Source organism: Actinomadura kijaniata NBRC 14229 (genome assembly GCF_001552175.1).
GTDB lineage: Bacteria > Actinomycetota > Actinomycetes > Streptosporangiales > Streptosporangiaceae > Spirillospora > Spirillospora kijaniata.
The window spans coordinates 41,142-53,490 of the sequence record NZ_BCQR01000077.1; the positions used below are offsets into that span (position 1 = coordinate 41,142).

At 73.8% G+C, this 12,349-nt stretch carries 12 protein-coding genes, 1 rRNA gene and 2 pseudogenes; 7 read left to right on the plus strand and 8 right to left on the minus strand.

Annotation, left to right across the window (positions count from 1 at the left end; genetic code table 11):
- Positions 1-44: 44 nt before the first annotated feature.
- Positions 45-1,385 (plus strand): sensor histidine kinase, encoded by a 1,341-nt coding sequence (locus tag AKI01S_RS53650; protein WP_281186138.1) that lies wholly within the window; start codon positions 45-47, stop codon positions 1,383-1,385.
- On the opposite strand, the gene AKI01S_RS23980 is transcribed toward AKI01S_RS53650, so the two are convergent.
- Both AKI01S_RS23980 and AKI01S_RS23985 read right to left on the minus strand, forming a co-directional pair.
- Positions 1,382-1,735 carry a hypothetical protein gene (locus tag AKI01S_RS23980; RefSeq protein WP_067822219.1) on the minus strand — a complete coding sequence of 118 codons (354 nt, stop codon included), beginning with the start codon at positions 1,733-1,735 and terminating at the stop codon, positions 1,382-1,384. The genes AKI01S_RS53650 and AKI01S_RS23980 overlap by 4 nt on opposite strands.
- Positions 1,736-1,818: 83 nt before the next feature.
- Positions 1,819-2,658 (minus strand): aldo/keto reductase, encoded by an 840-nt coding sequence (locus AKI01S_RS23985; protein WP_067822268.1) that lies wholly within the window; start codon positions 2,656-2,658, stop codon positions 1,819-1,821.
- Between the two features lie 56 nt (positions 2,659-2,714).
- Here AKI01S_RS23985 and AKI01S_RS23990 point away from each other — a divergent pair, with 56 nt between their 5' ends.
- On the plus strand, positions 2,715-3,425 hold the full coding sequence (locus AKI01S_RS23990; protein ID WP_067822222.1) for a helix-turn-helix domain-containing protein: 711 nt from the start codon (positions 2,715-2,717) through the stop codon (positions 3,423-3,425).
- Here AKI01S_RS23990 and AKI01S_RS23995 read toward each other — a convergent pair.
- Complete coding sequence (locus AKI01S_RS23995) at positions 3,378-4,316, minus strand: oxidoreductase (RefSeq protein WP_067822274.1); 939 nt, start codon at positions 4,314-4,316, stop codon at positions 3,378-3,380. The genes AKI01S_RS23990 and AKI01S_RS23995 overlap by 48 nt on opposite strands.
- 81 nt (positions 4,317-4,397) lie before the next feature.
- Here AKI01S_RS23995 and AKI01S_RS24000 point away from each other — a divergent pair, with 81 nt between their 5' ends.
- Positions 4,398-5,012 (plus strand): TetR family transcriptional regulator, encoded by a 615-nt coding sequence (locus AKI01S_RS24000; RefSeq protein ID WP_218009788.1) that lies wholly within the window; start codon positions 4,398-4,400, stop codon positions 5,010-5,012.
- A 30-nt stretch (positions 5,013-5,042) separates the two neighbouring features.
- On the opposite strand, the gene AKI01S_RS24005 is transcribed toward AKI01S_RS24000, so the two are convergent.
- Positions 5,043-6,014: a zinc-binding dehydrogenase gene (locus tag AKI01S_RS24005; RefSeq protein WP_067822225.1), complete on the minus strand. Its 972-nt coding sequence runs from the start codon at positions 6,012-6,014 to the stop codon at positions 5,043-5,045.
- 775 nt (positions 6,015-6,789) lie between these two features.
- Here AKI01S_RS24005 and AKI01S_RS24010 point away from each other — a divergent pair.
- Together AKI01S_RS24010 and AKI01S_RS24015 are read left to right on the plus strand one after the other, a co-directional pair.
- Positions 6,790-7,857 carry a rod shape-determining protein gene (locus AKI01S_RS24010; RefSeq protein ID WP_084000164.1) on the plus strand — a complete coding sequence of 356 codons (1,068 nt, stop codon included), beginning with the start codon at positions 6,790-6,792 and terminating at the stop codon, positions 7,855-7,857.
- A gap of 11 nt (positions 7,858-7,868) precedes the next feature.
- The gene (locus AKI01S_RS24015) at positions 7,869-8,423 is read left to right on the plus strand and encodes a hypothetical protein (protein ID WP_157420084.1); all 555 of its coding nucleotides are present in this window, start codon (positions 7,869-7,871) and stop codon (positions 8,421-8,423) included.
- Between the two features lie 27 nt (positions 8,424-8,450).
- On the opposite strand, the gene AKI01S_RS53655 is transcribed toward AKI01S_RS24015, so the two are convergent.
- The gene (locus AKI01S_RS53655; RefSeq protein ID WP_067822233.1) at positions 8,451-8,981 is read right to left on the minus strand and encodes a hypothetical protein; all 531 of its coding nucleotides are present in this window, start codon (positions 8,979-8,981) and stop codon (positions 8,451-8,453) included.
- Between the two features lie 319 nt (positions 8,982-9,300).
- Between AKI01S_RS53655 and AKI01S_RS53660 the strand changes: the two are divergent.
- Both AKI01S_RS53660 and AKI01S_RS49420 read left to right on the plus strand, forming a co-directional pair.
- Positions 9,301-9,747, plus strand: a pseudogene (locus tag AKI01S_RS53660) (histidine kinase dimerization/phosphoacceptor domain-containing protein); the annotation flags it as partial.
- A 367-nt stretch (positions 9,748-10,114) separates the two neighbouring features.
- Positions 10,115-10,749, plus strand: a pseudogene (locus AKI01S_RS49420) (response regulator).
- A 30-nt stretch (positions 10,750-10,779) separates the two neighbouring features.
- On the opposite strand, the gene AKI01S_RS24030 reads toward AKI01S_RS49420, so the two are convergent.
- The 3 genes from AKI01S_RS24030 to rrf form a co-directional block, all read right to left on the minus strand.
- Positions 10,780-11,325, minus strand: a complete 546-nt coding sequence (locus AKI01S_RS24030) for a hypothetical protein (protein ID WP_067822240.1) — start codon at positions 11,323-11,325, stop codon at positions 10,780-10,782.
- Entirely contained in the window at positions 11,322-11,906 is a 585-nt protein-coding gene (locus AKI01S_RS24035) for an RNA polymerase sigma factor (RefSeq protein ID WP_245681751.1), read from the minus strand. The genes AKI01S_RS24030 and AKI01S_RS24035 overlap by 4 nt, the downstream gene beginning before the upstream one ends.
- Before the next feature lie 196 nt (positions 11,907-12,102).
- A 5S ribosomal RNA gene (gene rrf / locus AKI01S_RS24040) occupies positions 12,103-12,219 on the minus strand.
- Positions 12,220-12,349: the final 130 nt, after the last annotated feature.

The following is a 12,349-nucleotide window of genomic DNA, read 5'->3' on the forward strand; positions in this document are numbered from 1 at the left end:
TGCTGTGCGATCCGAGGCTCCGGGCGCGGATCACCGTCCGGGCCGTGCTGATCACCCTGGTGCTGCTGGTGCCGCTGTACCTGGCGCTGCTGGCGCTGGTGTGGCGGTCCGAGGCCGACGGCCTGGAGAGGGACCTGGCGCGGGAGGGCCGCCGGGTCGGGGTGCTGGTCCGCGAGGGCCGGCTCGACAGCGACATCTCCGGTGAGTCGCACCTGCTCCAGGTGGTGGACCCGGGCCGCCGGGTGGTCGCCGCCGTTCCGGCGATGCGCGGGCGTCCCGCGGTGAACTTCCCCGAGCCCGACCCGGACGACGACCGCCGCGACGGCACCGGCTGCGCCATCGACGCGCCCGGCGGCCCCTGCTTCCGCGTGGTGGCCCTGCGCGTCGGCGGCGGCGCGGACCGGCGCGTCGTCTACGCCGTGGCGACCGAGCCCGGCTGGCTGCCGCGCCCGGGGCTGGCGCTGGCGCTCGCGCTGGGCGTTCCGCTGATCGCGGGGCTGGTCGGGCTGGGCGCCTGGCGGTCGGCGGGCCGCGCCCTGGCGCCGGTGGCCGCGATCCGCCGCGAGCTGGACGAGATCACCGCCACCGACCTGCGGCGCCGGGTGCCCGAGCCGCCCCGCCGCGACGAGGTCCACCTGCTGGCCCGCAGCGTCAACGCCACCCTGGACCGGCTGGAGAAGGCGGTCGCCCGGCAGCGCGCGTTCGTCTCCGACGTCTCCCACGAGCTGCGCAGCCCGCTGACCGGCCTGCGGATGGAGCTGGAACTGGCGCTGGCCGACCCGCGCGCCGCCGACGTGCCCGACGCCCTGGCCGCGATGCTGCGGAACGCCGACCGCCTCCAGGCGATCATGGACGATCTGCTGGCGCTGGCCCGGCTGGAGTCCGACCACCGGCCCCCGGCCGAGCCGGTGGACCTGAACGAGCTGACCGACCAGGAGGTGCTGCGCCGCCCCCGCCGCGCCCGGGTGACGATCGAGGCGACCGGCCCGGTCCTGGCGTGCGGCACCCGGGTCGAGCTGGCCCGGGTGCTGACCAACCTGATCGACAACGCCGACCGGCACGCCGACGCGGCCGTCACGGTCCGCGTCCTGGCCGAGGGCGACCGCGCGTTCGTCGAGGTCGTCGACGACGGCACCGGCGTCCGGCCCGAGGACCGCGACCGGATCTTCGAACGGTTCGCGCGGCTGGCCGAGGGCCGCCACCGCGACGCCGGTGGCACCGGCCTGGGCCTGGCGATCTCCCGCGACATCGCCGAGGCCCACGGCGGCGAGCTGTACGTCACCGAGCGCCGCGACGGCCGCCCCGGGGCGCGCTTCGTCCTGGCCCTGCCCCGCGCTGAGGAATCGGGGCCCTCCGGCCCGGCGGGCGAGGACCCGGAGGGTTAGCGCGCCGGGCCGGTCGCGTCCGGCCGTCCGCGCAGGCGCCGGATCTCCGCGACCAGGCGGGGGACGTCCTGGCGGGCCCTGGCGATGAACCGGGCGTTCTCGTCCCAGCGCTCGTCGGCCACGTCCACGTAGCGCGGCTCCTGGACGAGGGTGGCGGCCACGATCTCCCCGTGGTCGAAGTCCGGCCAGCGCTCGCCGCGGCCGGTGTCGGGGGCGGTGCCGACCGCGACCAGGCCCATGGCGTGGGCGTCGTCGAGCTGCCGGACGTGCCAGGGGCCCGGTGTCGCGGCCGCGGCCGCCTCCTCGATCTCGTCGAGTTCCTCGTCGGTCAGGGGTGCGGGGGCGTCCATGGCGCGGCTCCGTTCGGCTGGGGTGCGGCACAGCATGGCCCGGCCCGGCGGAGCCGCTCAACGGGTTATCGGAGGCGGCGGGTTCAGCGGCGCAGCAGCGCCAGGTCGTCCGCGCCGAGGCGCAGCGACGCCGCGCCCATGTTCTCCTCCAGGTGGGCGAGCGACCCCGTTCCCGGGATCGCCAGCATCACCGGGGACAGCGCCAGCAGCGCCGCCAGCATCACCTGCGCCACCGTCGCGCGGTGCCGTCCGGCCACCTCGCGCAGCCGGGCGTCGTCGGGCAGCCCGAACCCGCCCAGCGGGAAGAACGGCACGTACGCGACGCCCTCCCGCTCGCACGTCTCCAGCAGCGCCGCGTCCCGCTCCCTCGTGATGTCGAACCGGTTCTGCACCGCCACCACCGGCGCGATCTCCCGCGCCTCGGCGAGCTGCGCGGCGCTCACATGGCTCACCCCCAGGTGCCGGACGAGCCCCTCCTCCCGCATCCGCGCCAGTGCCGCGAACCGTTCCCCGATCGACCGCCCGTCCGGCTCCTCCAGGCCGCCCGTCCGCAGGTACACCAGGTCCAGGCGGTCGCGCCCCAATTCGCGCAGGTTGCGTTCGACCTCGCCGCGCAGGTCCCCGGCCGCCAGCTCCCCGGTCGGGAACGCGTCCCGCGGCCCCCGGTACGGTCCGACCTTCGTCGCGACGACCACCTCGTCGCCGAGGCCCGCCGCGCGGATCGCCTCGTTGGCCGAGACCGTCCCCTGGTGGTAGAACGCGGCCGTGTCGATGTGGTCGGCGCCGAGCTCCACGGCCCGCCGCACGACCTCCACCGCGCCCTCGGGGCTCCCGGCCCCGAACAGCCGCATCGCCCCGAACCCCATCCGCCGGACCCGCAGGTCACCGAGCTTCCATTCGCCGTACACGTCGTTCGTCGTCATGGCCTCCACCCTGCCGACGGGCTCCGCCGGGCAGTAGGGCGTGGCATCTTGCTGCCATGAGCCTCGACGAGAACGTCGTCCTGCGCGGCGAGGAGGAACTCGCCGAACGCGCGGGGCACCTGCTCACCGGCGCGCGCCGGGAGTTCTCCTGCGCCGCCGCCGACCCGGCCACCTGGATGCTGCCGAGCGTCCGCGCGCGACTGCTCGCGGCGCGCCCCCTTCCCGCCCGGATCACCGTCCGCAAGCTCTACACCCCGCGGGCACTGGCCGACGAGGAGTCCGAACGCCTGCTGCTCCAGGGCCTGGCGCGCGGCGCCCGCGTCCGCATCACCCAGGCCCCGCTCCCCCACGAAACGATCATCATCGACCGGCGGCTGGCCGTGCTCGCCGGGCCGCCCGTGCGGGGCGTGCGCGACTACACGGTCGTCCGCTCCCCCGGCGTGGTCCGCAACATCGCCTCCCTCTACGAGGCCGCCTGGGACACCGCCGCCGACCTCGCCGACCACCGCCGTACCCGCCCGCCCGCGCTGTCCGCCGAGAGCCGCGCCATCCTGCGCCTGCTCGCCGAGGGTCTCAAGGACGAGACGGCCGCCCGCCGCCTCGACATGTCGCTGCGCACCTACCGCCGCCGCGTCGCCGAGATCCTGACCCTGCTGGACGCCGACTCCCGCTTCCAGGCGGGCCTGCGCGCCCACGAGTTCGGCCTTCTCGACGGGCGCTCACACGGGGGCGGGGAGGACGAAGCGCACGTCGGTCAGCCGTTCTGACACCTCCCACAGGCGCCGGCCGATCCCGGGGTCGGTCACCGCGGCGGACGGCCGCACCCGGGTCGGTTCGCCGCGGAGTTCGGCGAGGCCGCCGGGCCCGATGAACTCCCCGCTCCGCGCGGTCGGGTCGGTGGCCGCGTACAGCTGGGGCAGCGCGCCCCTGGCGGGCGGCTGGGCGAACAGCGGGTTGCCGACGCGGCCGAACACCACCCGCCACAGGCCGGTCGTCGCGCTCGTCTGCAGGTTGGTGGCGGTGTAGCCGGGGTGGGCCAGCAGGCTGCGCACCGGGCTGCCGGCCGCGGTCAGCCGCCGGTGGAGTTCCCAGCCGAAGACGGCGTTGGCGAGCTTGGACTGGTTGTAGAAGGCCATGGGCGCGTAGCCGCGCTCGCCGGTCAGGTCGTCGAAGCGGAGGGTGGCCCTGCGGTGGTTGACCGAGCTCACCGTGACCACGCGGGGGTCGCGTCCGGCGGTCAGCAGGTCGAGCAGCAGCCCGGTGAGCGCGAAGTGGCCGAGGTGGTTGCAGGCGAACTGCAGCTCGTGGCCCTGGGCGCTCAGCGAGCGCGGCGGCGCCATCACCCCGGCGTTGTTGACGAGCACGTCCAGGCGCGGGTGGTCGGCGCGCAGCCGGTCGGCGAAGGCGCGGACCGCGTCCAGGTCGGCCAGGTCGAGGCGGCGCACCTCCAGACGGGCCCCCGGATGCTCGGCGGTGATCTGGGCGGCCGCGCGCCGCCCCTTCCCCTCGTCGCGCACGGCGAGGATCACGTGGCCGCCCCTGCGGGCGAGCGCGCGGGCGGTGGCCAGGCCGAGGCCGCTGTTGGCCCCGGTCACGACGGAGACCCGTCCGGTCTGGTCGGGGATCTGTTCGGCGTTCCAGCGCCGCTGCTCGGTCATGGGGTTCACCCTGCCCGCCGATGACACTCAGTGTCAATGCGATCCTGAGTGCCATCGGTGGCATGGCGTTACGATTGCCGCGTGGATTCCCTCCCCAACGTCACCATGGCCGAGCGCAAGCGCCGGCTCGTCGTGAACGGGCTGACCGAGGCGGCGCTGCGGCTGCTCGCCGAGAGGGGGTTCGACGCGGTCACCGTCGACCAGATCGTGGCCGCCGCCGGGGTGTCCAGGCGGACGTTCTTCCGCCACTTCGCCTCCAAGGAGGACGTGGTCGTGCGGTTCCTCGGCGACATGGGCGCCGACATCCGCGCGGAGCTGGCGGCCCGTCCCCCCGCCGAACCGCCCTCGGTGGCGCTGCGGCACGCCGTCTGGAGCTCCATGGCCACCTGCGTCGACCGGTCCGGCCAGGCGCTGGGGGTGGTCCGGCTGATCCTGCGGACCCCCGCCCTGCGCGCCCGCTTCGTGGAACGCCAGGCGCAGTGGCGCGACGACCTGGCGGTGGAGCTGGCACGCCGCCTGGGGCTCGACCCCGCGACCGACCTGTACCCGCCGCTCGCCGCCGGGATGGCGCTGACCGCCTTCGACCTGGTGCTCCAGCGGTGGAGCGACAGCGAGGGGGCCGCGGACCCCGCCGCGCTGACCGACCGCGCCTTCGCCACGATCGCTCCGGCCCTGGACGGGCCCGGGACCGGATGAGGCACGGAACCGGATGAGGCACGGGCGCCCTCAGAGCAGCAGGAGGGTCTTGCCCAGGGCGGTGCGGTCCTCGATCGCGGCATGGGCGTCGGCGGCGCGTTCCAGGGGGAACGTCTGCCCGATGACCGGCCGCACGACCCCCGCCTCCGCCTGCGCCATCATCCGCTCCGCCCACCGCACCGCGTGCGCCCCGAAGCCGAACAGCTGCTCGATGCCGATCACCTCCACGCCCCGGCGCCGCGCCTCCGCCGGGTCGATCACCGTCGCCCGGCCACCGGCGGCGCCGTGCACCGAGAACCGTCCGCCGCGCGCGGTCACCTCGAACGCGGCCGGCCCGATCGGCTCGCCGACCCCGTCGAACACCACATCGACCCCCGCCCCGCCGGTCGCGTCGAGCACCCGGCCGGTCCATCCCGGCTCCGAGTAGTCCACGACGGCGTCGGCGCCCAGCGCGCGGACCAGGTCGAGCTTGCGCGTCCCGCGGGCGGCCCCGACGACCCGCGCGCCCGCCGCCCGGGCCAGCTGCACCAGCAGGCTCCCGACGCCACCGGCCGCCGCCTCGACCAGCACCCACTCTCCGGGACGGATCCCCGCCCCCTCGACCAGCCCCTGCGCGGTGCTGCCGTCGCTGTGCAGCGCGACCGCCTCCGGCAGCCCCAGCCCGTCCGGGACCGGGAACAGCTCCTCGACGGCGGCCAGCGCGCGTTCGGCGAAACCGCCGTCCTCCCCCGTTCCGGCGATGACGCGCCGTCCCTGCCAGGCCGGATCCACCCCCGGCCCGACCGAGGCCACCCGACCGGCCACCAGGCTGCCCGGCACGTACGGGAGTTCCGGCCGGGGATGCCAGGGGTCGGTGCCGCGCCGCATCTGCGTTTCGACGAACGACATCCCGGCGACCTCGACATCGACCGTCACCTGCCCCGGCCCGGCCACCGGATCCGGCGCCTCGGCCAGCTCCAGCACCTCGGGACCTCCGAACCGGACCGCCTGAACCACCCGCATCGCACGCTCCTCCGCTCTCCCTCACCAGCCAGAACAGCGTGCAACCCCAACTCCGGTTGAGGTCAACAGCCGCCATCTCGCCGTCGGAGCGCGGGTCGGTCGGGTTCGTCACCGTCACCCAAAATGATCATCACGGGCGGAACGGTCGCGCTGAGCGCGTTGCGGCTCGTCGCCGACGCCCTCTCGCGTTGCCCGGGAATGGCGGGCGCCGGTTTCCCGTCGCCGCAATCCTGACCGCCGCGGCCCGTTACAACGCCATGCGAAAAGACACGGCCGTCGCGAGTCGACAACATGTCGGCGTTAATGGATTGCGGTTCCCGCAATGGCGATTGTCGGCCTCTTCACCCCGCGACGCGGTTTCGGCCGGACCGAAAATCGCGGCGGCGTGCCGGGGCCGGGCGGATGTGCGACTCGGCGGGAAATTCCGGAAGCGTCGTCATCTCCGCGTTCGCCGGAGCCGGTCGGGTTTCTCCGCACTTTTCGCCGGGGCGGCCGCCACGAACGCGCGACACGGCGAGATCGGCGCGCCGCTTGCCTCTTGACGATCTCTGTGCAGACTTGGAGCGGGACACGACGGGGCCTGCGGACATGGGCGATCGGCGTTTCCCGCCGGCCGCCCGGCGACCGCGACGGCCGACCGCTTGACCGTCACCGAAGAAACCTAGCCCAACGACCCCCGGGAATTAGCGATCTCTTTGCCGGTACCAGAGTTCGGTGGAATACCGGGCCGGGTACTTTGCCGCATGTAAATGAATAGATCACCCGAGGATCTTATATGAAATTTCTTTCGGCGTTCGCCCGCGCGGACACGGCCCTGGATCTGGGGGCCGTTAATTCGCGTGTTTTCGTGCCCGATCTCGGTGTGCAGGTGAACACGCCTTCGGTGGTCATGGTCAGTCGGCGGAGCGGGCGGGTCCTGGCGGTCGGGGACGACGCGCTGCACGGCTACGAAATGGGGTGGCGCGACGCCGAGCTCGTCCGGCCGCTCTGGAACGGCGTGGTCTCCGAGTACGAGCCCGCCGTGGCGCTGGTGCGGTGGCTGCTGAACGCCGCGCACGGCCGCGCGTTCCGGTTCAAGCCGTGCGTGGCGGTGGCCGTCCCCTCGGGCGCGGCGCAGATGGACCGGCGCGTCATGGAGGAGGTCGTCGCCGAGGCCGGGGCCAGGAAGGTCGTGCTGGTCGACCAGAGCCTGGCGGCCGGGCTCGGCCACCACAGCGACGACGCCGGCATCGCGGCCCGGATGGTGGCCAACCTCGGCGGCCACACCACCGAGATGGCGATCGTCGCCAAGGGCAGGGTCTGGGCCCAGCGGACCTTCCCGGTCGGCGGCCAGCGCTTCGACCAGGCGATCGTCGCCTGGGCCCTGCGGGAGTACCAGCTGGTGCTGAGCGAGCAGACCGCGGAGGCGGTCAAGGTGCGCGCGGAGGCCCTGGCGGTCGAGGCGGGGAAGTACGCGCCGTTCGACATCTGCGGGCAGGACGTCGCCACCGGACGGCCGACGATCTACACGGTCGCCGCCGCGGAGGTCACCGCCGCGACCGAACGGGTCACCGACCAGATCACCGAGGCGCTGATCGACCTGCGCGACTCCTGCAAGCCCGACCTGATCAGCCAGCTGATGGTCCACGGGCTGACCCTGTCCGGGGGCGGCGCGCTGCTGCCGGGGCTGCCCGCCCGGCTGTGCCGGAAACTGAACCTCCCCGTACAGGTGAACGACGACCCGGAGGACACGGTGCTCGTGGGAACCGCGCGCTACCTGTACGGTCCCTGGACCAAGACCCCGAGGAAACTGCCGAAACCTCTGACCGAGATGGTGGCGGCCCCGACCCCTGCAGGTGAATGAGAGTGGGAACCATGCAAGCTGTCGATGAAGCGAGGGGCGCGGCCACCGATGAGGCGCTGTCCGCCTGGTTCCTGGGGGAGTCCCACAGCTGCTGCGGTGAGGGCGACATCATGGAGCTGGGCTCCGACCACATGGGCGCCACACGCTTCTGCCGGGAGAACGAGAACTGCGTGACCGCGGAGTTCGACGAGGCGGACTGGGCGGTGCTCCGCAAGCAGCACGCCAAGTGCTTCCGGTTCGTCCACCTCAACGGGATCCTGCCCTACGAGGACCTGCTGGCGGCCATCGAGGCGTCGCGCACCCTGCTGCGGCCGCACGGCATCATCGCCCTCAGCGACTACCAGAAGGGGAACAACCCCGGATCCGCCGCGGCCGTCTGGAACGCGGTGCTCACCGGGACCCTGCGCCCCATCTGCACCACCAAGCGGCGGTTCTACGGTCTGTGGGGCGACCCCAGCCCGATCCAGGAGGAGCTCCTGGTGTGGATGGCCAGCTACGATTCGGGATTCGCCGCCGAGGTCCACGTCATCGCGGGACACCGGCTGCTGCATTTCAACATCACCTGACGGCGCGGCGGACGCTCCGGCGCGCGTTCAGACGGAGTCGGCGCGCCTTCGGCGGTGGTAGGCGAGCGTCGTCGCGGCGAGGAACGGCCCCCACCGCAGCATGGGCACGTAGGCGAGGCTCATGACCACGGCCGCCGCGCCGTCGGGGAAGGCCGGATCGGACTCCGCACCGGCGAGCACCCGCACGATCTTCACACCGAAGGCGACGCCGAACGCGGTCAGCAGCGCCGCGGCGACCGCGGCCGGGACGACGGCCGCGGACGGCCGCACCGCCCTGCCCCCGACGAGCGGGAGCCACCGGGGCGCCTGCTCTCCCCAGGGCCGGACGAGCCCCAGCGCCAGGAGCGCGCAGCCCTCGGCCACCAGGCTCAGCACGATGGGCCAGACCGGCCCCGGCCCCGGAACGCCCGCCCGGTCGAGCCAGGCCCGGTCGAACCCCACGGGTATCCCCACCGCCATGGCGACCCGCCACAGCCCCGCGGGCAGAGGTGCCAGTGCCGCCGCGTGCGCCGTCCACACGGCCCAGCCCGGCGTGATCCTCTTCGTCGTCGTCCGCATGGCATCGATGCTCGGCGGCGCGGGCGCCCCGCCACCAGATGACGTCCGGCCTCGCCTCGCTCCACAACAGGTGCCGTTCGGCACGGGTCCCCGGCGTACGGCGGCGCCTGGGATCGGGCCCATGCGAGTCGGACCGCGCCGCCCGGTACTCCTCGCCCTGGCCACGGGAACGGCGCTGGCCGGTCTCGCGGCCACCCCGTTCCACGGCGCCGGAGCCCGGTGGAGCGCGGGCGTCGCGACGGCCGTCTCCCTGGGCGTGAGCCTGGCGTTCCTGACGTCCGGCGAGCCGGAGCCGGTGCCCGCGCTCGGCTACGCGGAGATGGCGGGCCTGACGTTCCTGACCGGCGGAGCGGCCCGGTGGGCGCCGCCGCGGACCACGGCCGTGGTGGGCGCGGCGGCCGGGGCCGCGGTCGTGGCGCTGGTGCTGAGGCTCATCGCGGCCGACCTGGACGTCACGCCGACGACGGCGGCGATCGCCTGCGCGATCTTCTCGGCCGGACCGGCCGGGGCGGCGGGGTGCGGAACGTACCTGCGCCTGCTGGAGGCGCGGCGGCGGCGCGCGGTCGCCACGGCACGGCGCGACCAGCGGCTGGCACTCGCCCACGACCTGCACGACTTCGTCGCCCACGACGTCGGGGCCATCGTCGCCCAGGCGCAGGCCGGGCAGGTGGTCGCCGGTGATCCGCAGCGGGTCGCCGCCCTGTTCGCCCGGATCGAGCAGGCCGGTCTCCGCGCCCTGGCGTCGATGGACCAGGCCGTCGACGCCCTGCACCCCGACGGCCGGGACGGCCGCGCGCCGCCGCCCGGCCTCGCCGACCCGCCCTCGCTCACCGCCCGGTACGCGGCGGCGGGACCGGCCCGCGTGGACCTGGTCCTCGATCCCGACCTGGAGGTCTCCCGCGAGGCCGCCACCGCGGCCACCGTGACGGTGCGCCGCACGGCCGACGCCGCGCTGGAGGTCATCGTCACCAACGACCTCGCCGGGCCCCCGGGGCGTTCCACGCGGCGCGCGGGCGGACTGGGCCTGCACGGCCTCACCGAACGCGTCCGGGCACTGGGCGGAACGCTCAGCGCGGGACCGCACGGCCCCGGCTGGCGGGTCCACGCCGTACTGCCGACCGGACGGCGAACCCGTGATCGACATCCTGCTCGCCGACGACCAGGCGGAGGTCCGCGGCGCCTTCCGGCTCATCCTGGAGGCTCAGCCGGACATGCGGGTGGTGGCCGAGGCCGGCGACGGCGCCACCGCCGTCGCGCCGGCCCGACGTCGTTCTCGCCGACATCCGGATGCCGGTGCTCGACGGCCTGGCGGTGACGCGCGCGCTGGCCGGACCCGGCGTCGCCGACCCACTCCGCGTCGTCGTGGTCACCACCTTCGACCTGGACGAGTACGTCGACGCGGCGCTGCGCGACGGCGCATGCGGCTTCCTCCTCAAACGCTCCGGCCCCGCGCTGCTGGTCGAGGCCGTACGCGCCGCCGTCGCGGGCGACGCGCTCATCAGCCCCCAGATCAACCGTCCGCCTCCTGCGCCGGCTCGCCCACCGCCCCGCGACAACGCACCGCACCCCGGCCATCCCCCTGACACCACTCGAGATCGAGATCGCACGACGCGTCGCCGACGGCGGGACCAACGCCGAGATCGCCGCCGACCTCCACCTCGCCCCCGGCAAAAACCACATCGCCGCCATCCAGCGGAAACTGGACGTGCGCAACCGCGTGGGCATCGCCACCTGGGCCTGGGACAACAACCACCGTCCCCCACCCTGACCGGCCGCTCCCACGGCGGGAACCACGCGGCTACGGCAGGGGAAGACCCTCCGGGACCAGCACACACGGCGCGACACTTCCGCGGATGACCCCGACGCTGCCTCCGTACCCCTCGCGGGGGTTACCGCGGGCGGAGTGCATCTGCACGACGAGGGTCTCGTCCGGCGCGAACTCCTTCGGGTCGACGCGGAAGCCCATCGAGTCCCCGTCGCGCCTCAGCGGCATCCGTTCCGGCCGGGGCACGATCTCACCCCTCGGCTCCCGGCAGGTCTGGCCATGGGGAACGTAGTCGATCACGGCCCGCACCCCGGCCCGGCCCAGCTTCTTCTCCAGCTCCTTGGGCTGGACGAACTCGTTGATCTCCACGGTGACCGTGCCGTCGGTGTTCTTGACCACGGCGAACGCGGGCTCGTCGGGCAGCAGCGGCACCGCGACCGCCAACGCGACGACCATCCCCGCGCCGACCAGGGCGACCTTCCTCCCCAGGTGTCGGCGAGCCGGTGCGGGCTCCCAATCGACCTTCGCGGCCTCCACGCTCAACTCCGCCAGGAGCCTGTCCTTGAACGTCATGGTCATCCCAGTCCCTCCGTAGCCAGAGCCGGTGCGACACCGGGCACGTCCCGCAACGTCCGACGAGCGCGGTGGAGCCGGACCCTGGCCGTCCCCACCCTGATGCCCAGGGCCTGGGCAGCCTCGGCGACCGTCAACTGGTCGATCACCACCAGTTCGAGCAGGGCCCGCTGCCCCTCCGGCAGCTCGGCCATGGCCGACAGCGCCCGCCGGGCGGGCTCCTCGGAATCGATGCGCTCGGCCAGACGGGTCAGGTCGTCACCGTCCAGAAGCCGATGGGCGACGATCCGCTCGACGGCCCGCGCCTCACGCCGACTGCGCCGACGTTCGGCGGCCAGCACGTTGCGGGCCACCCCATACAACCACCCGGTCTCGCTGCCCAGCCCCGGCCGGTAGGTGTGCCGGGAACGCAGCGCCGCGAGGAACACCTCCGCTGTCAGATCCGCCACCGCGTGCGGATCGGCGACCCGCCGGGCGATGAACCGCGTCATCGCGTCGAAGTGCCGCAGGTAGAAGGCCTCGAAGCCGTCCGACCCCGGCCCCGATCCCGCCGACCGCTCCGCCGCTTTCGTCTGTCTGAGCCGCACCGGCCCAGCTCCCTTCGTCGCAGTGTCTACACCCTGTACTTGGACGAAAGACCCGAATGCATTACCGCCCGATCGGCTCCACGCTCGTCAACGGTTCGACCACCGCAGCGCGACGGAGCGCAGGCCAGGCGACGAAGGGAACTCCAGAAATGAGAAAAGGCCCCGACACTAGGTGTCGGGGCCTTTTCTAATATGAGTCCGGCGGCGTCCTACTCTCCCACACAGTCTCCCATGCAGTACCATCGGCGCTGAAGGGCTTAACTTCCGGGTTCGGGATGGGACCGGGTGTTTCCCCTTCGCCATAACCACCGAACGACCAACGCACACCCCCCTAAGCGGGGCGGCAAGCTCATCGTCCGAACGCTAGGCTCGGTTATTCTATTGTAGCGGTTCCCGATTTGTTTTCTGGGAACCACACAGGGACGCGAACACTCAGCAGAAAA

Excerpts from the sequence above, each read along its gene's own strand:
- AKI01S_RS23980 (WP_067822219.1), bottom strand. The coding sequence starts at position 1,735 with ATGGACGCCCCCGCACCCCTGACCGACGAGGAACTCGACGAGATCGAG.
- AKI01S_RS23985 (WP_067822268.1), bottom strand. The coding sequence starts at position 2,658 with ATGACGACGAACGACGTGTACGGCGAATGGAAGCTCGGTGACCTGCGG.
- AKI01S_RS23990 (WP_067822222.1), top strand. The coding sequence starts at position 2,715 with ATGAGCCTCGACGAGAACGTCGTCCTGCGCGGCGAGGAGGAACTCGCC.
- AKI01S_RS23995 (WP_067822274.1), bottom strand. The coding sequence starts at position 4,316 with ATGACCGAGCAGCGGCGCTGGAACGCCGAACAGATCCCCGACCAGACC.
- AKI01S_RS24005 (WP_067822225.1), bottom strand. The coding sequence starts at position 6,014 with ATGCGGGTGGTTCAGGCGGTCCGGTTCGGAGGTCCCGAGGTGCTGGAG.
- AKI01S_RS24010 (WP_084000164.1), top strand. The coding sequence starts at position 6,790 with ATGAAATTTCTTTCGGCGTTCGCCCGCGCGGACACGGCCCTGGATCTG.
- AKI01S_RS24015 (WP_157420084.1), top strand. The coding sequence starts at position 7,869 with ATGCAAGCTGTCGATGAAGCGAGGGGCGCGGCCACCGATGAGGCGCTG.
- AKI01S_RS53655 (WP_067822233.1), bottom strand. The coding sequence starts at position 8,981 with ATGCGGACGACGACGAAGAGGATCACGCCGGGCTGGGCCGTGTGGACG.
- AKI01S_RS24030 (WP_067822240.1), bottom strand. The coding sequence starts at position 11,325 with ATGACCATGACGTTCAAGGACAGGCTCCTGGCGGAGTTGAGCGTGGAG.